This window comes from Amycolatopsis sp. NPDC047767, assembly GCF_040704195.1.
Classification (GTDB): Bacteria; Actinomycetota; Actinomycetes; order Mycobacteriales; family Pseudonocardiaceae; genus Amycolatopsis.
On the sequence record NZ_JBEYSJ010000018.1, the window covers coordinates 49,258 to 72,186 of the forward strand.

Below are 22,929 nucleotides of genomic sequence, written 5' to 3' on the forward strand. Positions count from 1 at the left end.
CTGGGAGTTCTTGCGTAAAATGGAAACGTGTTCTAGTTTTGGGCGGATGAACACTGTTAGATCTCCTCGCGAGCCCGTGCTCGTCGCGGCGGTGCGCACGCCGATCGGCAAACGCGGCGGCCGGCTCTCGGGCCTGCATCCGGCCGAACTGCTCGGCGCGGCGCACCTCGCGGTCCTCGACCGCAGCGGCATCGATCCCACCCTGGTCGACCAGGTCATCGGCGGCGCCGTCACGCAGGCCGGCGAACAGGCCGGCAACGTCACCCGCACGGCCTGGCTCCACGCCGGCCTGCCCCCCACCACCGGCGCCACCACCATCGACGCCCAGTGCGGCTCGGCCCAACAGGCGGCCCACCTGATCGCGGGCTTGATCGCGGCGGGCGCGATTTCGGCCGGGGTGGCGTGCGGGGTGGAGTCGATGAGCCGGGTGCCGTTGGGGGCGAACCGAGGGGTGGCCCGATCGGACAGCCGCTCCGGTGCTTCCACCGGATCGCCGCGGCCGGAGTCGTGGTCGATCGACCTGCCGGACCAGTACCGGGCGGCCGAGCGGATCGCCGTGCGGCGCGGGCTGACGCGCGCGGACGTCGACGAGTTCGGGGCCGCTTCGCAGCACAAGGCCGCGGCCGCGTGGGCGGACGGACGGTTCGACCGGGAGGTCGTCCCGGTGAAGGCGCCCGACCCGGTCTCCGGGGAACCGCGGCTGATCGCCCGGGACCAGGGGCTCCGGGAGACCACTGTGGACGGTCTGGCCGCGTTGAAACCCGTGCTGCCCGACGGCATCCACACGGCCGGCACGTCGTCCCAGATCTCCGACGGCGCCGCCGCGCTGCTGCTGATGGACGCCGCGCTCGCCCGCTCCCTCGGGCTGCGCCCCCGCGCGCGGATCCTCGCCCAGGCCCTGGTGGGCGCCGAGCCGTACTACCACCTCGACGGGCCCGTCCAGGCCACCGACCACGTGCTGGCGCAGGCGGGCATGACCATCGACGACCCGGACGTGTTCGAAGTCAACGAAGCGTTCGCCTCGGTCGTCCTTTCCTGGCAACGCGTGCACTCCCCCGACCCGGCCCGCGTGAACGTCAACGGCGGCGCCATCGCGCTCGGCCACCCCGTCGGCAGCACCGGCGCGCGTCTCCTCACCACGGCGTTGCACGAACTCGAACGCCGCGACGCCGCGACCGCGCTCGTCACCATGTGCGCGGGCGGCGCGATGTCCACGGCGACAATCATCGAACGGCTCTGAGCGGCCTACGCTGGGGCGATGAAACTGACGGCGACCGTCCTCGGCGCGCCCGACCCGCGCGCGCTGGCGAAGTTCTACCAAGCGCTGCTGGGCTGGCCCCTCGGCGCGGACGAGCCGGACTGGGTCACGCTGCGGCCGCCCGAGGGTGGGCCCGGGCTGTCGTTCCAGCTGGAACGAGAGCTGGTTCCCCCGAAGTGGCCGCAGAAGCCCGGCTACCAGCAGATGATGCTGCACCTGGACATCGAAGTCGACGACCTGGCGAAGGCCGGCGCGAAAGCCGTCGCGGCCGGGGCGCGGCTCGCCCCGTTCCAGCCGCAGAAGCACGTCCGCGTGTACCTCGATCCGGCCGGGCACCCGTTCTGCCTGTGGGTCAACCCCTGACCCGGCTCACGACAACGGCACGGCGACAACCCCGGGCGGCATCCGCTCCGGCTCACGCCGCCACGCCGCGGCGAAGGCGTGGGCGAGCCGCTTCGGAACCTCGACCTGCGCGCCGCCCCCGTGGAAGTCGATGGTCACCAACGTCGCCTCGACCTCCCACGGCACGCGGCGCAGCAGCTTCGCGTAGTCCGCGCTCGACGACACGAACCCGAGCACCCGCCGCGCACCGAGCCGGTCCACCTCGTACCGGATCGCGTCCTCCAGCGTGCCGGGCGGCCAGTCGCGCAGGCGAAGTTTCCGGTCGTAGTAGGCGATCGGCTCCTCCGCCCTGGCGACGCCGTAGCCACCGCTGAGGATGAGCAACCGCCCGGACGCCGCCGCGTCGGGCAGCGCGTCGCCGACGTTCCGGTAGAAATGCCCGCTGTACCGCTGCCACGCCGGCAGCCACGCCCGCTCGTCGACCGCCGACCGCGGCAGGAGCTCCTCACGACCGCGGAGCAACCCCTCGGGCCAATCCGCCCGCCCCACCGGTCGCGAACTGCCACCGACGACCTTGGCCTTCGACGGCCCGATGATCAGCAACGTGCCGGGCTCGTCGACCAGGCCCTCCACCAGACGCATGCCCGCATTCAACCACCCGGCCCAACGCCTCCACGGCACACGTGATCGACCATCCGGGCGGGTCGAAACCGGCGTTACCCAGGGCCGCCGGACACTCGGACTGACGCGGTCGCGAGCCGATCACGCCGAGCGCACCCTGACACCGCCACGGACAGTCGTCCCCGCAGCGGAAACGCCGATCGAACTCGCCCGCCGAACCACCGAGAGCCGCTCGGCCGCGCATTGCCCACGCCCGACAGAGTGGAAAACGCCCCAACCCCGCCCGCCCCGGCTCGCGGCAACCCTCGCACCAACCGACGACACTCAGCCAATCACCGTGCGCACCACCAGTCGTAGGTTAGGCCGAACGAAACGCATCCGCGGCAGGCCGTCCCAGCCCGCAGTAGCGCCGATCCTCGCCTCCCCAACACTCAACCGCACCGTGCCCCGCCTAGCCGTCGTCCGGCCGAGCGAAACGCCCCCTGGCACGACCCGGCCCGCCGAAGCCCTCGCACAACGCCGCAACACTCAACTGAACACCGCGCCCCACCAGGCCCTTGCCTGGCCGTGCGAAAACGCATCCGCCGCAGGCCGTCCCAGCCCGCAGCCGCGCAACACTCAACTGAGCACCGTGCGCCCCGCCGGGGAGTATCCGGCCGGGCGAAACCCCCGGCACCGCCCGGCCCGGCTCGTGGCAAACCTCGCAACAACTCGACTGAACACTGCACGCCCCGCTAGGCCGTTGCCCGGCCGTGCGAAACGCACCCTGGCACCGCCCGCCTCAGCCCACGGCTACGCCGGTCCCCGAAACCCCGTAACGCTGAACCGCACCGTGCGCCCCGGCAGACCGTCGTCCAGGCGACCGAAACGCAACCGCCGCATGCGGTCCCTGCCCGCAGCAGCGCCGATCCTCGGGCCCCAACGCTCAACCGCACCGCGCGCCCGGCAGGGCGTTGTCAGGCCGTGCGAAACCCCCGGCATCGTCCGGCTCGGCTCGCGGCCGTGCCAGCCGACCCAGCAACCCTCAACCCAGCACCGTGCGTTCCACCGGTCCGTTGTCCGGCCGGGCAAACCGCACCCAAGCGCCCCCGTCATGCCAGGACTCCACAAAAAGCGTGTTGTCCGCGACCCACGTGTACACCGCCTCGTGGATGTCCAGTTCGAAGAGGTGGCTGTCGGCGTCGGCGCGGGCGTCCGTGATTTCGCGGGCGACGCCGGCGAGTTTGGCGTCGCCGGGGCCGTTTTCTTCGATGCCCGGGTAGGCGTGGAGGGCGAAGCGGCCGTCGTGTTGGAGGTCGCGGGCTTTGCGGGCGGCGAGCATGGAGCCGATGTAGAGGGAGCCGTCGTCGCGGAAGGAGACTTCGGAGCCGCTCACGCGGGGGGAGCCGTCGCGGCGCAGGGTGGCCAGGACGTGGGACTCGCCGCTGAGGAAGCGTTCGTGGATGCGCTCGGCCAGGGAGGGGGCGGCCGCCGCGAAGGTCTGCCAGGTGGTCATGCGAGAGAGTCAAGCACGCGCCACCGACAAAACCGGCTCAAGCGCCGTACACCGGTTCAGGTGAAGGCGCCGAGGCCAGCAACGAAGCCACCACCGGGCCCAGCTCGGCCGGCTCCCAGCGCGCGCCCTTGTCGCGCGACGGGCCGTGGCGCCAGCCGTCCGCCACCGACACGCGGCCACCGTCCACTTCGAACACCCGGCCCGTGACCCCTGAAGACTCGACGGAACCCAGCCACACCACCAAAGGCGACACGTTCCCCGGCGCCATCGCGTCGAACCCCACCGCCGGCGCCGCCATGTCGAACGTCCCCTCCGTCATCCGCGTCCGTGCGGCCGGCGCGATCGCGTTGACGAGCACGCCGTAGCGCGCGAGCTCGGCCGCGGCCACCGACGCCAGCCCCAGGATCCCCGCCTTCGCCGCCGAATAGTTGCCCTGCCCGACACTCCCCAGCAGCCCCGCGCCCGAGCTCGTCAGCACCACCCGCGCCTCCCGCGCGCGCCCCGCCTTCGCCTCCGCGCGCCAGTACGCGGCCGCGTGCCGCAACGGCGCGAAGTGCCCCTTCAGATGCACCCGCACGACGGCGTCCCACTCGTCCTCCGACAGGTTCACCAGCATCCGGTCCCGCAGGAACCCGGCGTTGGCCACGAGCACATCGAGCCCACCGAACGCCTCCACCGCCGCCGACACCAGCCGCGCCGCGCCGGACCACTCGGCGACGTCGTCGGTGTTCGCCACCGCTTCCCCGCCCAGAGCACGAATCTCCGACACCACCGAACCCGCCGGGCCCGCCGCACCCCCGCTGCCGTCCAGCGAAGCCCCGACGTCGTTCACCACCACCCGCGCCCCCTCGGCCGCGAACGCCAGCGCGTGCGCCCGCCCGATCCCGCGCCCCGCACCGGTGACCACCACGACCCGACCGTCGACCAGCCCCACGTCACACCCCTTCCGAACCGGCCCGCAGATACGCCGGCGCCTCACCACCGCCGTGCACTGCCAGCCGCGCGCCACTCACGTACGAAGCCAACGGGGAAGCCAGAAACACCGCACACGCCCCCACTTCCGCGGGCGTCGCCAGCCGCCCCAACGGCACGGTCGCGGCAACCGCGGGGTCGTAAAGCGAAGGCGCGGTCCCCACCATCCCCACGTCGAGCGCGTTCACCCGCACCTTCGGCGCCCACTCCACCGCCAACGTCGCCGTCAGGTTGTCGAGCCCCGCCTTCGCCGCCCCGTACGCCGCTGTCCGCGGCGAAGGTCGCGTCGCGCTGACGCTGCTCACGTTCACGATCACGCCGCCGGTTTCCTGCTGCTGCATCACCGCGTTCGCCGCCTGCGCCACCCCCAGCGGCGCCAGCAGGTTCAGCGCGACCACCTTCTCGTGGAACCGCGCCGACGCCGTCGAAGTGTCCGCGAACGGCGCTCCCCCGGCGTTGTTCACCAGCACGTCGAGCCGCCCGTACTCCGTCACCACGAAGGAAACCAGCCGCGTCACCTCGGCCGGCTCTCGCACGTCGCACCGCACGAAATCCGCCCCGCCACCGCTTCTCGCGCACACGACGACCCGCGCGCCCGCCTCGCGGAACACCTCGGCGATCCCGGCGCCGACCCCGCGCGTCCCGCCGGTGACCAGCACGACGGCACCATCGAGGCGAAGATCCAGTGCCACCCGAGACCTCCCGCCGCGTCGCCGTTGCCGTGCTAACGTACCAAGCAAGTGCTAGGTTTGTAACCCGTCAGAGGTGACCATGACCGTGTCCACGCACTCCCCGGAGTCCGGCGTCGCCGTGGTGACGGTGGCCGCCCCGCCGGTCAACGCGCTCACGGCCGGCGGCTGGTTCGCTCTCGCCGAAGCCGTCACGAACGCGGGCCGTGATCCCGGAACCCACGTCGTGGTGCTGCGCGCCGAGGGCCGCGGCTTCAACGCCGGCGTCGACATCAAGGAGATCCAGCGCGACCCCGGCCACACGGCGCTCATCGGCGCGAACGAGGGCTGTGCCGCCGCCTTCTCCGCCGTCTACGACTGCGCGGTGCCCGTGATCGCCGCTGTGCAAGGGTTCTGCCTCGGCGGCGGAGTCGGGCTGGCAGGCAATGCCGACGTCGTCGTGGCCAGCGAAGACGCCGAGTTCGGCCTGCCGGAGGTCGACCGTGGCGCGCTCGGCGCCGCCACGCACCTCGCACGGCTCGTCCCACAGCACCTCATGCGCGCGCTGTACTACACAGCCGAAACGATCTCCGCGAAACAGCTTCACCACCACGGTTCCGTGTACGCGGTCGTACCCCGCGAAGAGCTCGACGCGACCGCCCTGGCCCTCGCCCGGCGGATCGCCGCGAAGGACACCCGCGTGATCCGCGCGGCGAAGCAGGCCATCAACGGCATCGACGTGCAGCCGGTGCACCGCAGCTACCGCTTCGAGCAGGGATTCACCTTCCAGCTCAACCTCGCCGGCGTGTCCGGCGCCGCCCGGCAGCAGTTCCTCGACGGAGAGGGAAAGCCTTGAGCGACAAGCGGATGACAGCCGACGAGGTCGTCGCCGAGCTGCGCGACGGCATGACGGTCGGCCTCGGTGGCTGGGGCTCGCGGCGCAAGCCGATGGCGCTCGTGCGCGCGATCCTGCGCTCGCCGTTGAAGGACCTCACCGTGGTCTCCTACGGCGGCCCGGACGTCGGCCTCCTCGCCGCCGCGGGCAAGATCCGCCGGTTGGTCTTCGGGTTCGTCACGCTCGACTCGATCCCGTACGACCCGTTGTTCAGCCGCGCCCGCGAAGCCGGCGCGTTCGAGGTCACCGAGTACGACGAGGGGGTGCTCAGCACCGGCCTTTCCGCCGCGGCGCAACGCCTTCCGTTCCTCCCCACCCGCGCCGGCCTCGGCTCCGACGTCGTGACGCTGAACCCGCATCTGCGCACGATCCGCTCCCCCTACGCCGACGGCGAAGAGCTCCTGGCCGTCCCCGCGCTCAAGCTCGACGCCGCACTCGTCCACCTCAACCGCGCCGACGCCCGCGGCAACGCCCAGTACCTCGGCCCCGACCCGTACTTCGACGAGCTGTTCGCCCTCGCCGCCGACCGCTGTTACGTCTCCGCCGAACGCGTTGTCCCCACTGCGGAACTGTCCGCCGCACCCCTGCAGAGCCTGCTCCTCAATCGCGCCAGCGTGCACGGCATCGTCGAAACCCCGCACGGCGCGCACTTCACCAGCGCCGTGCCCGACTACGGCCGCGACGAGAACTTCCAACGCCACTACGCGAGCGTGGCCAAGGACCCGGACCGGTGGCCGCGGTTCGCCGACCGGTTCCTCTCCGGCGACGAAGCCCAGTACCAGCGCGAAGTCGCCCGCTTCGCCGAGGAGGCGGCATGAGCTCACGATCGCGCCGGCCCGCTCGTGCCGCCGGCCGGGCGCGGGTGTCCCGCAAGACGCAGGAGGCGGCATGACCGACGTGACGCGCGCCGAGTACGCCGTGATCGCGTGCGCGGAGCTCTTCCGCGGCGACGGCGAGATCCTTATCAGCCCCATGGGTTTCATCCCGAGTCTGGGCGCGAAGCTCGCGCGGCTGACGTTCGAACCCGACCTGCTGCTCACCGACGGCGAAGCCGCCCTCGTCACCGCGGACGGCGTCGTCGAAGGCTGGCAGCCGTTCCGGAAGGTGCTCGACACCGTGGTGCCGCACGGAAAACGGCACGTCGTGATGGGCGCGAACCAGCTCGACCGTGAAGGCAACCAGAACATCTCCGCCATCGGCCCACACGCGAAGCCGGCGAAGCAGCTTCTCGGCGTACGCGGCGGGCCCGGCAACACCGTGAACCACCGCACGAGCTACTGGGTGCCGCGCCACAGCCGGCGGGTGTTCGTCGACCGCGTGGACGTGGTGTCGGGCGTCGGCTACGCGCGGGCGGATTCCCTGCCGTACCACGACGTGTACCGCGTGGTGACCAACCTGGGGGTGCTCGACTTCGGCGGCACCGGCCACGCGCCGCGGCTGCTTTCCGTGCACCCCGGGGTTTCCGTCGAGGACGTCACCGCGGCGACATCGTTCCCGCTCGACACCACCGGCACCGACCGGACCCGCGCGCCCAGCGACCACGAGCTGCACCTCATCAGAGAAGTCCTCGACCCGAAGTCCTTGCGCGACAAGGAAGTTCCGTCGTGAGGACGGCGCTGACCGATCTCGTCGGCGTCCGCCACCCCGTCGTCCAGACCGGCATGGGCTGGGTCGCCGGCCCCCGCCTCGTCTCCGCGACGGCCGAAGCCGGCGGCCTCGGCATCCTCGCCTCGGCCACCATGACCTACGACGAGCTGGCCACCGCGATCAAGGAAACCCGGGCCCGCACCGAGAACCCGTTCGGCGTCAACCTCCGCGCCGACGCCGAAGACGCCACCCGGCGCGTCGACCTGCTCATCACCGAAGGCGTGAAAGTCGCGTCCTTCGCGCTCGCGCCAAACCGCGAATTGATCACCAAGCTCAAGGACCACGGCGTGGTCGTCCTGCCGTCGGTCGGCGCGGCCCGGCACGCGGAGAAGGTCGCTGACTGGGGCGCCGACGCCGTCGTCGTGCAGGGCGGCGAAGGCGGCGGGCACACCGGCGGCGTCGCCACGACGCTGCTGCTGCCCGCCGTGCTCGACGCCGTCGACATCCCCGTGGTCGCCGCGGGCGGCTTCTTCGACGGCCGGGGCCTGGCGGCCGCGCTCGCGTACGGTGCGGCCGGGATCGCGATGGGCACCCGGTTCCTGCTCACGCGCGAAAGCACCGTGCCCGACGCCGTGAAGCAGCTGTACCTGGACCACGACCTCGCCGGCACCGTCGTCACGCGCAAGGTCGACGGGCTGCCGCACCGCGTCCTGCGCACCGGCCTCGTCGACGCGCTGGAGAAGTCCGGCCCGCTCGCCGGGTTCGCGCGTGCCGCGGCGAACGCCGCCCGGTTCCGCCGGTCGAGCGGGCTTTCGTGGGCCGCGCTCGTGCGCGAGGGCCTGCGGCTGCGCACCAGCGGGCGGACGCGGGCGCAGGTGCTGATGGCCGCCAACACGCCGATGCTGCTGCGCGCAGGCCTCGTCGACGGCGACCCGGCGGCCGGGGTGCTGGCGTCCGGGCAGGTCGTCGGGCTGCTGCGCGACCTGCCCTCGGTGGCGGACCTGATCGAGGGGATCGTGGCCGACGCGGAGGCGATCCTGCGCCGCCTCGGCGACGGCCGTTGTGCTTGACTTCAAGGCATGATCTCGGAAAGCCGCTGCCCGGTCGCGGAGGGCGAGCTCGCCGTCCGCACCGGTGGCGAGGGCCCGATGCTGCTGCTCATCCCCGGGGGCACCGGCGGCGCGGACTCGCTGCGCGCGCTCGTCAAGCAACTGCAGACGGACCACACCGTGGTCACCTACGACCGGCGCGGCCACTTCGCCAGCACCGACTCCACCACGGGTCCGGTGCCGGTTTCCCGGCAGGCGGACGACGCGCTCGCCGTGCTCGACCACATCGGCGCCGGCCCGATCCCCGTGTTCGGCACCAGTGCCGGCGCGCAGATCGGCCTCGACCTCGTGGCCCGCCACCCCGACCGGGTGTCGGTGCTCGTCGCGCACGAACCGCCCGCGGTCCAGCTGATGCCGGACGCCACGGGCTGGCTCGAGGCCGCGAACGACCAGATCCGGCTGGCCCGTTCGGGTGACCTGATGGGCGCCGTCACGCGCTTCGCCGACGGCATCGCGGGCGCGGCGCTGCCCGATCTGCCCAACTTGCGCCTGCCGAACGAGGCCGACTGGCTGCGCTTGTTCGACCGCGAGCTCGCCGAGTTCTTCGACTACCTGCCTGACCTGCGCGCCCTGCGTCGCGCGAGCACCGAGATCGTGCCCGTCGCCGGCGAAGCCAGCCGCGGCCGTTACCACTACCAGCCGGCGAAGATCCTGGCGCTCGAGCTGGGCCTGCCGTTCGTCGAGGTCCCCGGCGCGCACCTGGCGCCGCAGCGCAACGCGCCGAAGTTCGCGGCCGCGCTGCGCGAACTGCTCGCGTCGGCGCAGGCCTGAGCGCTCACCACGTCACGGGCAGCTCGGCGAACGCCGTGTGCCCGACGTCGGCGCGCAACCGCAGCTCTCCGGCCGGCACGGCGAGGTGGAGATCCGGCAGGAGCCGCGGCAGGGCCGTGAAGACCGCCTGCAGCTCCAGCCGGGCCAGTGGCGCGCCGAGGCAGTAGTACGGGCCGTGGCCGAACGCGAGGTGGCCGGTGGCGTCGCGGTGGACGTCGAACTCGTGCGCGCCCGGGAACTCCGTCTCGTCGAGGTTCGCCGCGACCGCGCTCAGCAAGACGGCGTCGCCCGCTTCGACACGGTGGTCACCGACGTCGAACCCGGCCGTGGCCCGGCGAGGACGGCCACCGTTCGGCGGGTGCAGGGGAAACCGGAGGATCTCCTCGACGGCGCCGGGCACCAGCGAGGGATCGGCCCAGACAGCCGCCCGGTGCGCGGGGTGGCAGTCGAGCAGCACGACACCCTTGTCGATCGCGGTTGTGGTGGTGACGTGGCCCGCGTAGAGCAGCAGCGTCGCGTACCGGGCGGCTTCGGCGGGCGGGACTTCGCGGACGAGCTCGGACAGCAGATCGTCCGCCGGGTGGCCGAGCTTGAAGCGAGCGACGTCGGCCAGATCTTCCCCGGGTGGGGCGCCGAGCAGCCGGCGGATCACCAGCTCGGGGAACGGGTCCGAGAACGCCGCGTGGAAATCGACAGGCGGGCCGCTCAGTTCCGCGAGCAGCCGCTCGGCCAGCGCGTCGACATCCCCGCGCAGCACAGCCAGACGCCGGGCTGCGAAGGCACCGCTGAGCAGGCGGCGCATCCGCCGGTGCTCGGCCGGGTCGCGGGCGGGCAGCGGCTCGAGCCGCGGGTCGGCGAAGAGCCGCTTGACCTCCGCGTGCCCGCGCACGACCCACGGCTCGCTCACGCCGCACGCACGCGGTTGCGGTAGACGAACACCGCCAGCAGCCCGGCGCCGATCACGGCGTAACCGACGGGCTTGCCCACGGCCAGGAACGTCGCGGTCGGCAGCGAGATCGCCAGCACCAGCAGCACGGCCGCGTGCACGGCCAGAACGCCGCCGAGCAGAGCGGTCATCACGGTGATCCCCCGGCGCTGGGCCGGCGCGGGCGCGGGACGGCCGGTGAACCGGAAGACCAGCAGCAGCAACGGCTTCCCGATCACCGCCGAGCCGACCAGCACGATCCCCACCGGCCCGGTGAGCACGGCGTCCTGCAGCTTCACCACGAGCTCGTTGCCGCCCGTGAGCCCGAGGACCACGAGCATCACCACGAACCCGGCGATCGCCACCACCCCGATCGGGTCCAGCCGGCGGCGGACGGCGAACTGCCCGACCGTGACGAGCAGCGGGATGGCCGCGGAGATCGCCAGCGCCACCACCTCGCTCCCCACGACGGGCTTCAGCAGCAGGTACACGACCAGCGGCAGCGCGATGTTCAGCACGAGGCTCGGCAGCAGCCGGCGCAGCAGTTCGGGTTTCACGAGCAGGTCCTCCCCTTCGGCGACTAGGACCTGCTCAGCGTGGCTTCCGGCGCCGCCTCACCGCGTCGGCGCCAGGGTGGGAAATCCTTCTCCACCCACGGGTCTACGCGGCCGCCGGCGCCGCCGAACGACGCCGCAGCAACCCGGCGCCCGCGGCCACGACCAGCAGCCACAGGAACGCCGCCGGCGCCATCGTCTCGCCCGCCAGACCCAGCGCCAGCGGGATCGCCAGGCCCGGGATCGCCGTCACGATCGCCCACCGGACACCGCGGCCCGCAGCGGAACCCGCCAGCGAGCCGATCACCGCGAACGCCGCGATGCAGCCGCACAGGAGCCAGCGCGTGGACGGTTCGAGAGGGCCCTCGGCGACGGACTCGACCGCATCGCCCAGCGCCCCCGCGAACGCGGCCAGCAGACCGGCGACCAGGCAGTGCAGGGGCAGCAGCAGGCGCGGTCCGAGGGCGTCGGCGGCCAGGTAGGGAATGCCGCCGAAGCCCTGGTTGAGCGACGTGCCCCAGAGAGTCGCGAGCAGGGCCAGCGCGGCGATCACCGTGAAGAACAGGCGGGCGCTCCACTCGGGGGTCGAGGCCATCGCGTCGGTGACGGTGAGGACGCCTTCGCCGAGCACGATGATCGTGAACAGGCCCAGCCGTTCGCCGAAGTGGACGGTGTCGAGGCGGGCCAGGGTCGGGTGCTGGACGGGGCCCTCGCGGTGCGCGAGCTTCGCGGTGATGCTGGCGACCAGCCGGTCGCCCGAGACGGCGAACGTGATCACCAGGTCGAGCGCCAGCCCCAGCGCCCACAGCCCGTAGCGCCACGGCGAGTCGACCCAGAGCGACACCACCCACGGCACCACGCCGAACCCCAGCTGCGCCACCGGCCAGTCGACGATCACGCGCACGCCGCCGCGGCGGCTCTCCCACACGCGGTCGGCCAGGGCGCGCACGGCGATGTAGGCGACGGCGAACACCTTCGCGTGGCTGCCGTGGATGTCCGACACCGACGCGGCCATGAACGCGAGGCCGGCCATCGCCAGCAGCACGGGCATCGTGTGGGCGGCGCCCTTCGCGACGTTCCCGTAGACCGTGAAGCACATCCACGCCGTCCAGAAAGCCAGGAAGCACACCACGTACAGCCCGACGTCGCCCCAGGACGTGCTGCCGTGCACCAGGTGCGCCAGCTGCGCGACCCCCGCCACGGCCACCAGGTCGAAGAACAGCTCGAGCCAGGACGCGTGCCGTTCCTCGCTCTTCTCGGTCGTGGTCATGGCGGACAGTATGGCCGCGGGATCTACACCCGAGGGTTGAAGACTCCCGCGCGTCCCGCCGATATCGTCGGCCGGGTGTCCGACGCACCCCTGAACAGCGCCGACCACCGCGTCCGGCGGGTGGTCTCGGTGCTCGTCCTGGTGCTGCTCACGGTGCTCGCGGCGAAGTCCGAACCGCAGCCCGCGCTGCACGGCCAAGGCCTCGGGGTGCTGCTCGGCCTGCTCGGCGTGCTGCTCGGCGGGGCGATGCTGATGTACGGCGTGCAGCAGTGGCGGTTGCCGGCGCCGGTCGAGATCGGCTCGTTCCTGCTCGTGCTGGCCAGCTCCGTGACGCTGGTGTGGCTCGAACCCAACGGCACAGGGTTCTTCGGCGGTTTCCTGCTGGCGGCCACGGCGTCGGCGCGGCTGGACCAGCGCAAGGGCACGATCGTCGCCGGCCTGAGCGCGGCCGCACTCGTGGCGGCGAGCCTGTTCGGGGCGCGCCACGAGGCCGTGCCGACGCTGCTGAGCGCGCTCGGCATGCTGGCGTTCTACCGGCTGGGGGTCTACACGCGGAAGCTGCGCGAACGCACCGAAGAGCTGGAGCAGACCCGCGCGGCCCAGGTCCGCGCGGCGGCGCTCGCCGAACGGCAGCGGCTCGCGCGCGAGATGCACGACGTGCTCGCCCACTCGCTGTCCGGTCTGCTGCTGCACCTCGAAGGAGCGCGGCTGCTGTCCGTCCACAGTGGAGCGGACCCGCGGCTCACCGACACCGTGGAACGCGCCCACCAGCTCGCGCAAAGCGGGCTCGCCGAGGCGCGCCAGGCGATCGGCGCGCTGCGCGGCGAGGACTTGCCGGGGCCGGAGCGGCTGCCGGTGCTGGCGGCGGAGTTCGAACGCGACACCGGGATCCCGTGCGAGGTCACCGTGAGCGGTCAGGCGCCGGAGCTGGCCGCGCAGACGCGGCTGACGTTGTACCGGGTTGCGCAGGAGGCGCTGACCAACGTCCGCAAACACGCCGACGCCGAGCGCGTCGACCTGCGGCTGAGCTACGAACCGAGCGGCACGCTCCTGACGGTCGAGGACCTCGGCCGCCCGGGTACGGCGCCCGGCGACCACGGCTACGGCGTGAGCGGCATGCGCGAACGCGCCGAGCTGCTGGGCGGGCAGCTCGACGCCGCACCGACCGGCACGGGGTTCCGGGTGAGCCTGTGGGCGCCGGCGTGATCCGCGTATTGGTGGCCGACGACCAACGCGTGGTGCGCGACGGCCTGTCGATGCTGCTCGGGCTGCTGCCCGGTGTCGAGGTCGTCGGCACCGCGGCCGACGGCGATCAGGCGGCCGAGCTGGCCGGGCGGCTGAAGCCGGACGTCGTGCTGATGGACCTGCGCATGCCGCGCTGCGACGGGATCGAGGCCACGCGCCGTATCCGCGGCCGCGACCACGACGTGCAGGTCGTCGCGCTCACCACGTACGCCGACGACAAGTCCGTGCTCGACGCGTTGCAGGCCGGCGCCCGCGGCTACCTCACGAAAGACGCCGGCGCCGACGACATCCGCCGCGCGCTGAGCCAGGTGACGCAGGGCGCCGCCGTGATCGACCCCGCGGTGCAGCACCACCTCGTGGACGCGCTCACGTCCGGCGCGCCCCGGACGCCGTCCGCCTCGGTGCCTGACGGCCTGACCCCCCGCGAGGTGGACGTGCTGACGTTGATCGCCGACGGCCTGTCCAACACCGAGATCGCGCACCGGCTCTTCGTCGCCGAGGCCACGGTGAAGAGCCACATCAACCGCATCCTCGGCAAGATCGGCGCGCGCGACCGGGCGCAGGCCGTCGGGTACGCCTATCGTCACGGGCTGACTTCGGGGTGAGGCGGCCGTAGAGTCGGCCCATGGCTGAGGTGCTCGCGTGGCTGCTCGACTCCGACCCGGCGCTGCGCTGGCAGGTCGAACGCGACCTGGCGGGCTCACCGCCGGAGGTCTGGGAGGCGACGCGCGCCCGCGTCGCCACGGAGGGTTTCGGCGCGCGGCTGCTCGCCCTGCAGGACCCGGACGGCCAGTGGGCCGGCGGCGCGTTCTTCCCGGCCGAGTTCAAGGGCTCGCCCGAGGACGGTCAGCCGTGGACCGCGACCACGTGGTCGCTCAACGCCCTGCGCGACTGGGGCCTCGACGCGTCGGTGCTCGACGGCACGGCCGAGCTGCTGGCGCGCAACAGCCGGTGGGAGTACGAGAACCTGCCGTACTGGGACGGTGAGGTCGACGTCTGCATCAACTCGTGGACGCTGTCCAACGGCCTGTGGCTCGGCGCCGACGTCGACGGCATCGCCCGGTGGTTCGTCGAGCACCGATTGGCCGACGGTGGGTGGAACTGCCTCTGGGTGGAGGGGGCCGAGCGGTCATCCGTGCACTCGACCCTCAACGCGCTGAAAGCCTTGCTGGACCACGAGAAAGCCGGCGGCTCCGTGGACTCCGCCGGCTCTGTTGCCGACGCTCGCCACGCCGGCGAGGAATACCTGTTGTCCCGCAGCCTGTTCCGGCGGCTGTCCACGGGCGAGCCGATCGCGCCGTGGGTCCGGTCCTTCAGCTACCCGTTCCGCTGGTTCTACAACGTCCTCAACGCGGCCGACTACTTCCGCGCCGCCGCCCTGTTCGACGGCACCGCCCCGGACCCGCGGATGGCCGAAGCCGTCGACCTCATCCGCGCCGCGCGCCAACCCGACGGCACCTGGCTGCAGGCCCGCCGCCACCCCGGCGAGGTCTGGTTCGAGATCGACGCCCCGGCCGGCGAACCGTCGAAGTGGCTCACCTTCCACGCAACGCGGGTCCTCGATTGGTGGGACTCTCGCACACGCTGACAACCAGGTGATCGTTCACTCGTGCGGGTGCGAGGACCCGTCCGCCCCTGCCGGGGGTGGCTCGGCGGTGTAGGCCTGAGGGGGTCGCCGCCGAGGGGAGTTGGGCATGAAGCTGGGTCGGGCGCTCGTGCTGGCCGTGGTCGTCGCTGTTCCGCTCGCCGCGCCGGCCGTGGCGACGCCGCCGGACGCGGCCACGGCCGAGGTCGCGCAGGCCGTCCGGGCGGGCACGCTCGGCCAGGACCACGGGGTCGCCGACTCGTGCACCGGGGTCGTGCAGGGGCATCAGGTGGACCTCGGCTGCCTGACGAACGTCGTCACGCGCGACAAGGCGTCGGCCGATCCGCTCACCACCCCCGCGCCGGCCGGGTTCTCGCCCGCGGACCTGGCGCGTGCGTACCACCTGCCGGACGCGAAGACCGGCGAACGCGGCATGGTGACGATCGTCGGCATCGGCGCGTACCCGACGCTGGAGGCCGACCTCACGACCTACCGCAGCCAGTTCGGCCTCCCCGAGTGCACGACCGCCGACGGCTGCCTCAAGATCACCGACTACCACGGCGGTCCGCCGCTCAAGCCCGCCGACGGGCTCGGCGAGATCGAGGAGGCCTACGCCACCGAGACCGCGCTCGACGTCGACCTCGCCTCCGCCGCGTGCCCGATGTGCCGCATCACGATGGTCCAGATCCCGATGGACGTCGGGCGCCTGCTCAACGCCGTGCTGCTGCAGCTGCCCGGCCAGCTCGCGGACGACTTCGGCACGGCCGTGAGCTACGCGGCGAGCCTGCATTCGAGCGCCGTCAGCATGAGCTACGGCGTGCCCACCGGCCTGCAGGGCGATTACCTCGGCACGGGCGCGCCCGCTGTGGCGCTGCACCACCCGGGCATGGCCGTGGTCGCCGCGTCGGGTGACAAGGGCTATCTCGGCGGGCCGCAGCTGTGGCCGCAGGAACTGCCGTGGGTCACGTCGGTCGGCGGCACGTCGCTGAGCGGCTCCGGCGCCTCGTTCGTGCAGAAGGCGTGGGGCAGCCTCTTCACCCCGCACGGGGAACAGCAGCGCTGGGTCGGCGCCGGCAGCGGTTGCGCGCTCGACCTCGGACCCGCGCAAGGCCAGCCCGCCGCCATCGCCGCCAACTGCTCCGGCCACCGCGCGGGCTCCGACGTCTCCGCGGTCGCCGACCCGCTCACCGGCGTCGCCGTCTACCGCTCGTACGCGCCGAACAACGGCAAAGCCGGCTGGCTCGTCGTCGGCGGCACCAGCGCCGCCTCGCCCTTCGTCGCCGGCCTCTACGCCCGCGGCGGCCGGCTGTCCGGTGTGGACGGTCCGAACACCTTGTACAGTGCCCCTCCCGGCACTCTCGCGGACGTCTCCGCCGGCTCCAACGCCCAGCACGGCCCCGCCGACTGCGCGCAGTTCAAGCCCGTCGTCTGCTCCGCCGGCCCGGGCTGGGACGGCCCGACGGGCCTGGGCGTGCCGGTGGGGCTCGGCGCGTTCTAGCCGGCCAGCTTCGCGCGGATCACCGCCAGGTCAGCCCCGCTGACGCCGGCGTCGAGGAGGTAGCGCTCGGCGTCGAAGCCGTCGAGCACGGCCAAGAGCGCGCCTTGCGTTGTCGTACCGCGGTACGCGAGGAAGGTCTCGATGAGCGGCCCCTGGTCCACCCGGCCCAGCGCGGCGAACAGCGGCTTCACGGCCGCGGTGGACAGGTCGTAGTCCGCGGCGATCGCTGCGGGTTCCACGTCGGCGAGAGCCAGCAGCAGAAGGGCGACGAGACCGGTCCGATCGCGGCCCGCACCGCAGTGGAACACGACCCCGCCGGGCCCGGATCGGGCGAGCGCGGTGACGACGGCGGCGCAGCGTTCGGCCTTGCGTTCGAGGAAGGGGCGGTAGTAGAGCGGGCTGCCGTCGAGCTGCTCTTCGTCGACGTACGCCCAGAACTCCACGTCGGCGACGTCGTCGAGCGGCACCTCGACGCGGTCAAGGCCGGCCGGCGTGGGGACGTCCGCGCCGGCGAACTGCGCCGAACCCGCCCGAGATCCCGCGATCTCGTCGGCGTTGCGCAGGTCGAGCACGGTCCGCAAGCCGTCCTCGTGCGCCCGGGCCCAGCCCTCGGCCGTGACGAACCGGAGGTCGCCCGAGCGGAAGAACGCGCCGTGGCGGGTCGTGCGGCCCGACGTGGTCGGCAGGCCGCCGAGGTCCCGCGTGTTGTGAAACCCTTCCCAATCCGGAACTCTGCTCGTGGTCATCAGCCGATGATGGCACGCCTGGGGGCTCCGGCTCCCGGAAACAGCCGGAGCACCAAGGAAAGCGTCACACCGCCCGCACGCCGTCCTGCCAGACTTCCCGGACGTTGGCCGCCAGGTTCGCGAAGTCGTACGGATCCCCCGCCACCACCACGACGTCCGCGCGCTGCCCCGGCGCGAGCCGGCCCAGCTCGCCGTCCATCCCGAGCAGGCGGGCGGCCGACGACGTCGTCGCCACGAGCACGTCGGCCGCGCTCATGCCGCACGAGCGCATCAGCTCCAGCTCCTCCAGGTTCGTCCCGTGCGGACCCACGCCGCTGTCCGTCCCCATCGCGATCCGCACCCCCGCGGCGACCGCGCGGCGCACCGAATCGGCGTGGACCTCCGCGACCTCCTTCGCCTTCTGCACCACGGCGTCCGGCAGCGAAGCGCCCGCCGCGGCCGCGCGGATGACGTTGACCGGCGCCACCAGCGTCGGCACGAGCCAGGTGCCGCGGGCCAGCATGAGCTCGATGGCCTCGTCGTCGAGGTAGATGCCGTGCTCGATGGAGCGGATGCCGGCACGCACGGCGTTCTTGATGCCCTCCGCGCCCTGGGCGTGGGCCATCACCGCGCGGCCCTGCATCTGGGCCTCGGTGACGAGGACGTCGAGCTCCTCCAACGTGAACTGCGAGTGCCGCGGGTCGTCGCGCGGCGACAGGACGCCGCCGGTGGTGCAGACCTTCAGCACGTCCGCGCCGGCGCGCAAGAGCGTCCGGGCCACGCGGCGCATCTCGTCCGGGCCGTCGGCCGTCGCGTCGGGGCGGCCGGGGTGCGGCAGCGACAGCGGAACGCAGTGGCCCGAAGGCATCCAGCCGTCGCCGTGGCCGCCGGTGGGGCTGATCAGGCCGATGGCGATCTGCAGCCGCGGCCCGGGGATCAGCCCGTCGGCCACGGCGTGCTTGATGCCGAGGTCGGCGCCGGCCGCGTCGCGCACGGTCGTGATGCCGAGCTTGAGCGTGGTCCAGAGGTTCCGGGCGGCCTCGTAGAACTGGTAGGAGAACGGCTTCTGCACACGCGGCAGCAGCCCCAGGTCGGACACCGTCACGTGCACGTGGCAGTCGAACAGGCCGGGCAGCAGCGTCGCACCGGTGCAGTCGACGGACCGGTCGCCGTCGAGACCGGTGCCGACCTCGACGATCCGGCCGTCCTCCACCACCACGTCGGCCGGGGCGGGGGCGCTGCCGGTGCCGTCGAACACCGAGCCGCCGCTGAACACCGTGCGGGTCATACCGGTTCTCCTTGCTTCACGGGAACACCGGGCCGCGTCACGGCCCGTTCGACGCCGGCGGCCACGGCGAGCACGACGACGTTGGCCGCGAGCCCGATCAGGCCGACGTTCACGGTGCCGGCGAATTTCGTGTCGAAGAACGTCAGCCAGATGACCACGATCTCGCCGGCGATCAGCCCGGCGAGCACCGGGCCCTTGCCGACCGGCACCTTCTTGAGGAAGCCCAGCAGGTTGGCCGGCGCGAGCTGCACCGAGCCGGAGTACGTGAGCAGCAGCAGGTTCGCGAGCAGATCGGGCCGGAAAATGCCGAGCACCAACGCGAGCGCGCTCGCGAGCACGACGGTGCCGTGGTTGATCCAGAACTGCTTGCGTTCCCCGCGCACCCGCGCGATGTTGCGGGCCACCAGCGAGGAGATCCCGATGAGGATGCCGGCGGCGGGCACCATGGCCGTGGCGGTGGCCGCCACGACGACCAGCCCCGTGACCCAGCCCGGCAGCGCGTCCTTGCTCAAGGTCAGGAGCACGCCGTTGGGGTCGCTGGTCTTGTCCACCACCAGGATCGCGGCGAACCCGATGATCATCGGCAGCAGCAGGCACAGCTCGTAGATCGGCATCCACGTGTAGTTGCGCCGCAGCACCTTCGGGTCGCGCGCGGCCATCAGCGCGGGCCACGAGTGCGGCAGTGTCATGAGGCCGACGCCGATCGCGCTCACGAGCATGCTGGTGATGAACCACGTGTGGTCGTTGGTGCCGGCGTGGATGAACAGCTTCTCCGGGTGCAGCTGCTCGATCTTGTGGAACACGCCCGACACGCCGCCGGCGAAGTGCGCGGGCACCGCGATGATCAGCACCACGAGGACCACGAGCATGATCGCGTCCTTGAAGTACGACGTCGCGGCCACACCCCGCAGCCCGGCCCACAGCACGAACGCGACGATGAGCACGCTGCCGAGCACCATGCTCAGGTTGCCCGACGCCGCGTCGCCGGTCACCAGCCGCACGATCAGGCCGAGGCCGGTGATCTGCAGCTGCAGGTAGGGCAGCACGAAGATCACGCCGAGCACGGCCGAGAGCGTGCCGAGGAACTTGCTGGAGAAGCGGTCCTCGAGGAAATCGCCCTGGGTGAGGTACCCGCGTTCCTTGCCCATCCGCCACAGGCGTTTCGCCAGGAAGAACAGGACCACGTAGGCGATCGGCACGTAGGGCAGCGCGTACATCGCCGCGACGCCGCCGGAGAACGCGAGCCCCGCCATGCCGAGGAAGGTGAAGGTGGTGAACACCTCGCCGGCCTGCAGGAACCACATCGTGAGTGCGCCGAACTTGCGGCCGCCGACGGTCCACTCGCTCAGATCCGCCGCGGGCTTGCGCCGCCCGACGAAGCCGAGCACGCCGATGAGGACGATGCCGACGATCGTGAAGGCCAGGATCATCAGTCGTCACCCGCCCCCGCGCGCGCCATCATGCGCTCGCTCAGCAGCAGGGCCGGGGTGAACATGAGGCACCAGAAAGCGCCCCACACCAGCATCTTCGGCAGGCCGAGCCACAGCCCGGTGGAGTTGACGAACGGCAGGAACGGCATGAGGACCAGCGCGATCACCGGGATGATCGGCGGGAGGTGGTAGCTGCGCATGTGATCACGCTGCCAGGACCGCGAGCTGCCGGCACGCCAGCTCGGCCAGCAGGGTCGCGCCGTCGGCGAGCACCGAGTCGTCGAACGCGGCGCGCGGCGAGTGGTTGTTGGGCGCGCTGGCCGGATCGTCCGAGCGTGACGCGCCGAGGAACACGAACGCGCCCGGCACCTTCCCGAGCACCCGGGAGAAGTCCTCCGAACCCGTCATCGGGTCTTCCAGCAGCTCGAACCGTTCCTCGCCGAAGACCTCGCGCACGGTGCCCGCGATGAACTCGTGGCCGGCGTCGTGGTTGACCAGCACGGGGTACTCGGCGTCGTAGGTGATCTCGACGTCCAGGCCGTGCGCGGCGGCGATGCCCTCGCACACGCGCACGACCTGCGTGCGGATGCGCTCGCGCACCTCCGGGTCGAACGAGCGCACGGTGGCCTCGAACACCGCGTCGTCCGGGATCACATTGCGGCGCGTGCCGGCGTGGAAGCTGCCGACGGTGAGCACGACCGGCTCGAACGCGCCGAACGCCCGGGTCATGCGGGTCTGGAGCGCGGTGACCATCTCGCACGCGGCCGGGATGGGGTCGCGCGAAGCCTCCGGCGCCGAACCGTGGCCGCCCGCGCCGACCACGCGCACCTTCACCGCGTCGGACGCGGCCATGAGCGGTCCCGGACGGCAGGTGAACAGGCCCCGCGCGTGGCGGGAAGCCGAAACGTGCAGCCCGTAGGCGGCGTCGACCTGGCGGCCGGACGCGGTGAGCACACCCTCGTCGATCATGTAGCCCGCGCCGTCGCAGCCTTCTTCGCCGGGCTGGAACATGAACACGACGTCGCCGGCCAGCCGGTCGCGGCGGCAGACGAGCAGCTGCGCGGCGCCGACGAGCCCGGCCGTGTGCAGGTCGTGTCCGCAGGCGTGCATGGCGCCGTCGATCTGGGAGGAGAACTCCTCGCCGGACGCTTCCGTCACAGGCAGCGCGTCCATGTCGCCGCGCAGCAGCACCGTGCCGCCGGATCCGCCACCGCCGCGCAGGACGGCGGTCACCGAGGACAGGTCGCGGCCGAGGCTGATCTCGAGGCCGAGGCCGTCGAGGGCCTGCAGCACTTTTTCCTGGGTGCGGGGCAGGTCGAGGCCGATCTCGGGGGTGCGGTGCAGCGATCGGCGGAGCGCGACGAGGTCGGGGCGCAGGGCTGCGGCGTCGGAGCGCAAGGACATGGGTCTCCCTCGCTGGAACATCGACATATGCTGGCCCGACGATGATGCGAGTGTCGAACGCTCCTGCCGGCCGGATCGCAGGAATCCGCCAAATCGGCGCCGCGTGGACGAAGGATCGGCCATGTTGAGCGAGAGCGACCTCAAACTCCTCGACGCGCTGCAAACCCGGCCGCGCGCGACGTGGGCCGTGCTGGGCCAGGCGCTGGGCATCGGCGCCGTGACGGCCGCACGCCGGTGGGAGACGTTGGTGTCGCGCGGGCAGGCCTGGCTGACCGCGTACCCGGGCGGCGAGCTGGTGGCGCAGCTGGCGCTGGCGTTCGTGGAGATCGACTGCGCACCGGGCGCGGCGTTGGCTGTGGCGCGGCGCCTCGCGGCCGACCCGCACGTGGCGACGGTGGAGTTCCTGGCCGGGCACTGCGACCTGCACATCCACCTCGTGGCGCCGTCGCTGCGCGCGATCTCCGACTACGTGCTGCACCGGTTGTCGGCGCTGCCTGGTGTCACGGCGACGCGCACGGTGGTGTCGCCGCGGCTGTTCACCGAGGGCAGCCGGTGGCGAGTTCGTGCGATCTCGCCGGGCGAGCGGGAAGCTCTGGTGTCGCCGTCGGCGCGATCGTCCGGACCTTTGCGCTTCGGCGAGCTCGACCAGGCGCTGATCCTGGCTCTCGGCGAGGACGCCCGCGCGTCGGCCGCTTCGCTGGCGGTGCAGCTGGGCGTGGGCGCGAGCACCGTCCGGCGCCGCCTCGACGCCCTGCTGGCCCGCGGCGCCGTCCGCCTGCGCTGCGAGATCGCGCGGCCCCTGTCCCCCGCGCCCGTCACGACGATGCTGTGGCTGCGCGTGCCGCCCGACAAGCTCGAGACGACCGCGCGGTCGCTCGCGATGCTGCCGGAGGTGCGCATGTGCGCCGCCCTCAGCGGGGCGGCGAACCTGATGCTGGTGGTGTGGCTGGGTTCCCAGCACGACCTGCTGCCGCTGGAGGGGTCACTGGCGGCCAAGCTGCCGTGGCTGGAGATCGTCGACCGCGCCGTGACGCTGCGCGGGATCAAGCTCATGGGCCACCTGCTCGACGACGAAGGCCTCGCCGCCGGCCACCTCCCCTTGGACTTCTGGTCCCCGGTGACGAAAAACCCTTGACCGGTCCGGCGGGTGCGGGGGGATGTGGGAGGGAAGCGCCCGCCGGACCGGCAAGGAACCCGACCCGGCGAGTGGGGGGTGGGTGAAGGAGAGGGAACCTCGCCGAATCGGAGCTTTTTCGGGGTGGGGTCAGCCGGTTTCCGAAGCGGACA

General features: G+C 72.4%; 24 protein-coding genes. 12 read left to right on the forward strand and 12 right to left on the reverse strand.

Features of this window, described 5'->3' with window-relative positions; translation table 11 throughout:
- Positions 1-46 precede the first annotated feature (46 nt).
- Complete coding sequence (locus tag AB0878_RS29035) at positions 47-1,240, forward strand: steroid 3-ketoacyl-CoA thiolase (RefSeq protein ID WP_366583394.1); 1,194 nt, start codon at positions 47-49, stop codon at positions 1,238-1,240.
- A gap of 18 nt (positions 1,241-1,258) precedes the next feature.
- The gene (locus AB0878_RS29040; RefSeq protein WP_366583395.1) at positions 1,259-1,621 is read left to right on the forward strand and encodes a VOC family protein; all 363 of its coding nucleotides are present in this window, start codon (positions 1,259-1,261) and stop codon (positions 1,619-1,621) included.
- Between the two features lie 6 nt (positions 1,622-1,627).
- Here the strand turns inward: AB0878_RS29040 and AB0878_RS29045 are convergent, their stop codons facing one another.
- The 4 genes from AB0878_RS29045 to AB0878_RS29060 all read right to left on the reverse strand — a co-directional run bounded on the left by AB0878_RS29045 (position 1,628) and on the right by AB0878_RS29060 (position 5,380).
- The gene (locus tag AB0878_RS29045; RefSeq protein WP_366583396.1) at positions 1,628-2,242 is read right to left on the reverse strand and encodes a hypothetical protein; all 615 of its coding nucleotides are present in this window, start codon (positions 2,240-2,242) and stop codon (positions 1,628-1,630) included.
- A 1,003-nt stretch (positions 2,243-3,245) separates the two neighbouring features.
- Positions 3,246-3,716: a pyridoxamine 5'-phosphate oxidase family protein gene (locus AB0878_RS29050; protein ID WP_366583397.1), complete on the reverse strand. Its 471-nt coding sequence runs from the start codon at positions 3,714-3,716 to the stop codon at positions 3,246-3,248.
- Between the two features lie 37 nt (positions 3,717-3,753).
- Positions 3,754-4,650 carry an SDR family oxidoreductase gene (locus AB0878_RS29055; protein WP_366583398.1) on the reverse strand — a complete coding sequence of 299 codons (897 nt, stop codon included), beginning with the start codon at positions 4,648-4,650 and terminating at the stop codon, positions 3,754-3,756.
- Position 4,651: 1 nt separating this feature from the next.
- A complete protein-coding gene (locus AB0878_RS29060; protein ID WP_366583399.1) occupies positions 4,652-5,380 on the reverse strand; it encodes an SDR family oxidoreductase in 729 nt (242 codons plus the stop codon).
- A gap of 79 nt (positions 5,381-5,459) precedes the next feature.
- Between AB0878_RS29060 and AB0878_RS29065 the strand changes: the two genes are divergently transcribed.
- The 5 genes from AB0878_RS29065 (at position 5,460) to AB0878_RS29085 (ending at position 9,718) form a co-directional block, all read left to right on the forward strand.
- Positions 5,460-6,212 (forward strand): enoyl-CoA hydratase family protein, encoded by a 753-nt coding sequence (locus tag AB0878_RS29065; protein ID WP_366583400.1) that lies wholly within the window; start codon positions 5,460-5,462, stop codon positions 6,210-6,212.
- Positions 6,209-7,069, forward strand: coding sequence for a CoA-transferase (locus tag AB0878_RS29070; protein ID WP_366583401.1), 861 nt, complete (start codon positions 6,209-6,211; stop codon positions 7,067-7,069). The genes AB0878_RS29065 and AB0878_RS29070 overlap by 4 nt, the downstream gene beginning before the upstream one ends.
- 70 nt (positions 7,070-7,139) lie before the next feature.
- Positions 7,140-7,859: a CoA-transferase gene (locus AB0878_RS29075; RefSeq protein ID WP_366583402.1), complete on the forward strand. Its 720-nt coding sequence runs from the start codon at positions 7,140-7,142 to the stop codon at positions 7,857-7,859.
- Positions 7,856-8,908, forward strand: coding sequence for a nitronate monooxygenase (locus AB0878_RS29080; protein ID WP_366583403.1), 1,053 nt, complete (start codon positions 7,856-7,858; stop codon positions 8,906-8,908). Before AB0878_RS29075 ends, AB0878_RS29080 begins: the two co-directional genes overlap by 4 nt.
- A gap of 9 nt (positions 8,909-8,917) precedes the next feature.
- Positions 8,918-9,718, forward strand: coding sequence for an alpha/beta hydrolase (locus tag AB0878_RS29085; RefSeq protein WP_366583404.1), 801 nt, complete (start codon positions 8,918-8,920; stop codon positions 9,716-9,718).
- Positions 9,719-9,722: 4 nt separating this feature from the next.
- Here AB0878_RS29085 and AB0878_RS29090 read toward each other — a convergent pair whose 3' ends face one another.
- From AB0878_RS29090 to AB0878_RS29100, 3 genes are all read right to left on the reverse strand, one after another.
- Positions 9,723-10,625 (reverse strand): cytochrome P450, encoded by a 903-nt coding sequence (locus AB0878_RS29090; RefSeq protein WP_366583405.1) that lies wholly within the window; start codon positions 10,623-10,625, stop codon positions 9,723-9,725.
- Complete coding sequence (locus AB0878_RS29095; RefSeq protein ID WP_366583406.1) at positions 10,622-11,200, reverse strand: VC0807 family protein; 579 nt, start codon at positions 11,198-11,200, stop codon at positions 10,622-10,624. The genes AB0878_RS29090 and AB0878_RS29095 overlap by 4 nt, the downstream gene beginning before the upstream one ends.
- 103 nt (positions 11,201-11,303) lie before the next feature.
- On the reverse strand, positions 11,304-12,467 hold the full coding sequence (locus tag AB0878_RS29100; protein WP_366583407.1) for a low temperature requirement protein A: 1,164 nt from the start codon (positions 12,465-12,467) through the stop codon (positions 11,304-11,306).
- 75 nt (positions 12,468-12,542) lie between these two features.
- Here AB0878_RS29100 and AB0878_RS29105 point away from each other — a divergent pair, with 75 nt between their 5' ends.
- From AB0878_RS29105 to AB0878_RS29120, 4 genes are all read left to right on the forward strand, one after another.
- On the forward strand, positions 12,543-13,673 hold the full coding sequence (locus AB0878_RS29105; RefSeq protein WP_366583408.1) for a histidine kinase: 1,131 nt from the start codon (positions 12,543-12,545) through the stop codon (positions 13,671-13,673).
- Positions 13,670-14,317: a response regulator transcription factor gene (locus AB0878_RS29110; RefSeq protein ID WP_366583409.1), complete on the forward strand. Its 648-nt coding sequence runs from the start codon at positions 13,670-13,672 to the stop codon at positions 14,315-14,317. Before AB0878_RS29105 ends, AB0878_RS29110 begins: the two co-directional genes overlap by 4 nt.
- A gap of 20 nt (positions 14,318-14,337) precedes the next feature.
- Positions 14,338-15,300, forward strand: a complete 963-nt coding sequence (locus tag AB0878_RS29115; RefSeq protein WP_366583410.1) for a squalene cyclase — start codon at positions 14,338-14,340, stop codon at positions 15,298-15,300.
- A gap of 106 nt (positions 15,301-15,406) precedes the next feature.
- Positions 15,407-16,795 carry a hypothetical protein gene (locus AB0878_RS29120; protein ID WP_366583411.1) on the forward strand — a complete coding sequence of 463 codons (1,389 nt, stop codon included), beginning with the start codon at positions 15,407-15,409 and terminating at the stop codon, positions 16,793-16,795.
- On the opposite strand, the gene AB0878_RS29125 is transcribed toward AB0878_RS29120, so the two are convergent.
- The 5 genes from AB0878_RS29125 to AB0878_RS29145 all read right to left on the reverse strand — a co-directional run bounded on the left by AB0878_RS29125 (position 16,792) and on the right by AB0878_RS29145 (position 21,642).
- Complete coding sequence (locus tag AB0878_RS29125; protein WP_366583412.1) at positions 16,792-17,541, reverse strand: tyrosine-protein phosphatase; 750 nt, start codon at positions 17,539-17,541, stop codon at positions 16,792-16,794. The genes AB0878_RS29120 and AB0878_RS29125 overlap by 4 nt on opposite strands.
- A 64-nt stretch (positions 17,542-17,605) precedes the next feature.
- Positions 17,606-18,808: an amidohydrolase family protein gene (locus AB0878_RS29130; protein WP_366583413.1), complete on the reverse strand. Its 1,203-nt coding sequence runs from the start codon at positions 18,806-18,808 to the stop codon at positions 17,606-17,608.
- Positions 18,805-20,238 (reverse strand): sodium:solute symporter family protein, encoded by a 1,434-nt coding sequence (locus AB0878_RS29135; protein ID WP_366583414.1) that lies wholly within the window; start codon positions 20,236-20,238, stop codon positions 18,805-18,807. The genes AB0878_RS29130 and AB0878_RS29135 overlap by 4 nt, the downstream gene beginning before the upstream one ends.
- Positions 20,238-20,438 carry a hypothetical protein gene (locus AB0878_RS29140; RefSeq protein WP_220238265.1) on the reverse strand — a complete coding sequence of 67 codons (201 nt, stop codon included), beginning with the start codon at positions 20,436-20,438 and terminating at the stop codon, positions 20,238-20,240. Before AB0878_RS29140 ends, AB0878_RS29135 begins: the two co-directional genes overlap by 1 nt.
- A gap of 4 nt (positions 20,439-20,442) precedes the next feature.
- Positions 20,443-21,642, reverse strand: coding sequence for a M20 family metallopeptidase (locus AB0878_RS29145; RefSeq protein ID WP_366583415.1), 1,200 nt, complete (start codon positions 21,640-21,642; stop codon positions 20,443-20,445).
- A 121-nt stretch (positions 21,643-21,763) separates the two neighbouring features.
- On the opposite strand from AB0878_RS29145, the gene AB0878_RS29150 reads away from it, so the two are divergent.
- A complete protein-coding gene (locus AB0878_RS29150) occupies positions 21,764-22,777 on the forward strand; it encodes an Lrp/AsnC ligand binding domain-containing protein (protein ID WP_366583416.1) in 1,014 nt (337 codons plus the stop codon).
- Positions 22,778-22,929 lie beyond the last annotated feature (152 nt).

Coding starts and splice junctions, on each gene's coding strand:
- AB0878_RS29035 (WP_366583394.1), top strand. CDS start 47: ATGAACACTGTTAGATCTCCTCGCGAGCCCGTGCTCGTCGCGGCGGTG.
- AB0878_RS29040 (WP_366583395.1), top strand. CDS start 1,259: ATGAAACTGACGGCGACCGTCCTCGGCGCGCCCGACCCGCGCGCGCTG.
- AB0878_RS29045 (WP_366583396.1), bottom strand. CDS start 2,242: ATGCGTCTGGTGGAGGGCCTGGTCGACGAGCCCGGCACGTTGCTGATC.
- AB0878_RS29050 (WP_366583397.1), bottom strand. CDS start 3,716: ATGACCACCTGGCAGACCTTCGCGGCGGCCGCCCCCTCCCTGGCCGAG.
- AB0878_RS29065 (WP_366583400.1), top strand. CDS start 5,460: ATGACCGTGTCCACGCACTCCCCGGAGTCCGGCGTCGCCGTGGTGACG.
- AB0878_RS29075 (WP_366583402.1), top strand. CDS start 7,140: ATGACCGACGTGACGCGCGCCGAGTACGCCGTGATCGCGTGCGCGGAG.
- AB0878_RS29085 (WP_366583404.1), top strand. CDS start 8,918: ATGATCTCGGAAAGCCGCTGCCCGGTCGCGGAGGGCGAGCTCGCCGTC.
- AB0878_RS29100 (WP_366583407.1), bottom strand. CDS start 12,467: ATGACCACGACCGAGAAGAGCGAGGAACGGCACGCGTCCTGGCTCGAG.
- AB0878_RS29115 (WP_366583410.1), top strand. CDS start 14,338: ATGGCTGAGGTGCTCGCGTGGCTGCTCGACTCCGACCCGGCGCTGCGC.
- AB0878_RS29120 (WP_366583411.1), top strand. CDS start 15,407: ATGAAGCTGGGTCGGGCGCTCGTGCTGGCCGTGGTCGTCGCTGTTCCG.
- AB0878_RS29125 (WP_366583412.1), bottom strand. CDS start 17,541: ATGACCACGAGCAGAGTTCCGGATTGGGAAGGGTTTCACAACACGCGG.
- AB0878_RS29130 (WP_366583413.1), bottom strand. CDS start 18,808: ATGACCCGCACGGTGTTCAGCGGCGGCTCGGTGTTCGACGGCACCGGC.
- AB0878_RS29135 (WP_366583414.1), bottom strand. CDS start 20,238: ATGATCCTGGCCTTCACGATCGTCGGCATCGTCCTCATCGGCGTGCTC.
- AB0878_RS29140 (WP_220238265.1), bottom strand. CDS start 20,438: ATGCGCAGCTACCACCTCCCGCCGATCATCCCGGTGATCGCGCTGGTC.
- AB0878_RS29145 (WP_366583415.1), bottom strand. CDS start 21,642: ATGTCCTTGCGCTCCGACGCCGCAGCCCTGCGCCCCGACCTCGTCGCG.
- AB0878_RS29150 (WP_366583416.1), top strand. CDS start 21,764: ATGTTGAGCGAGAGCGACCTCAAACTCCTCGACGCGCTGCAAACCCGG.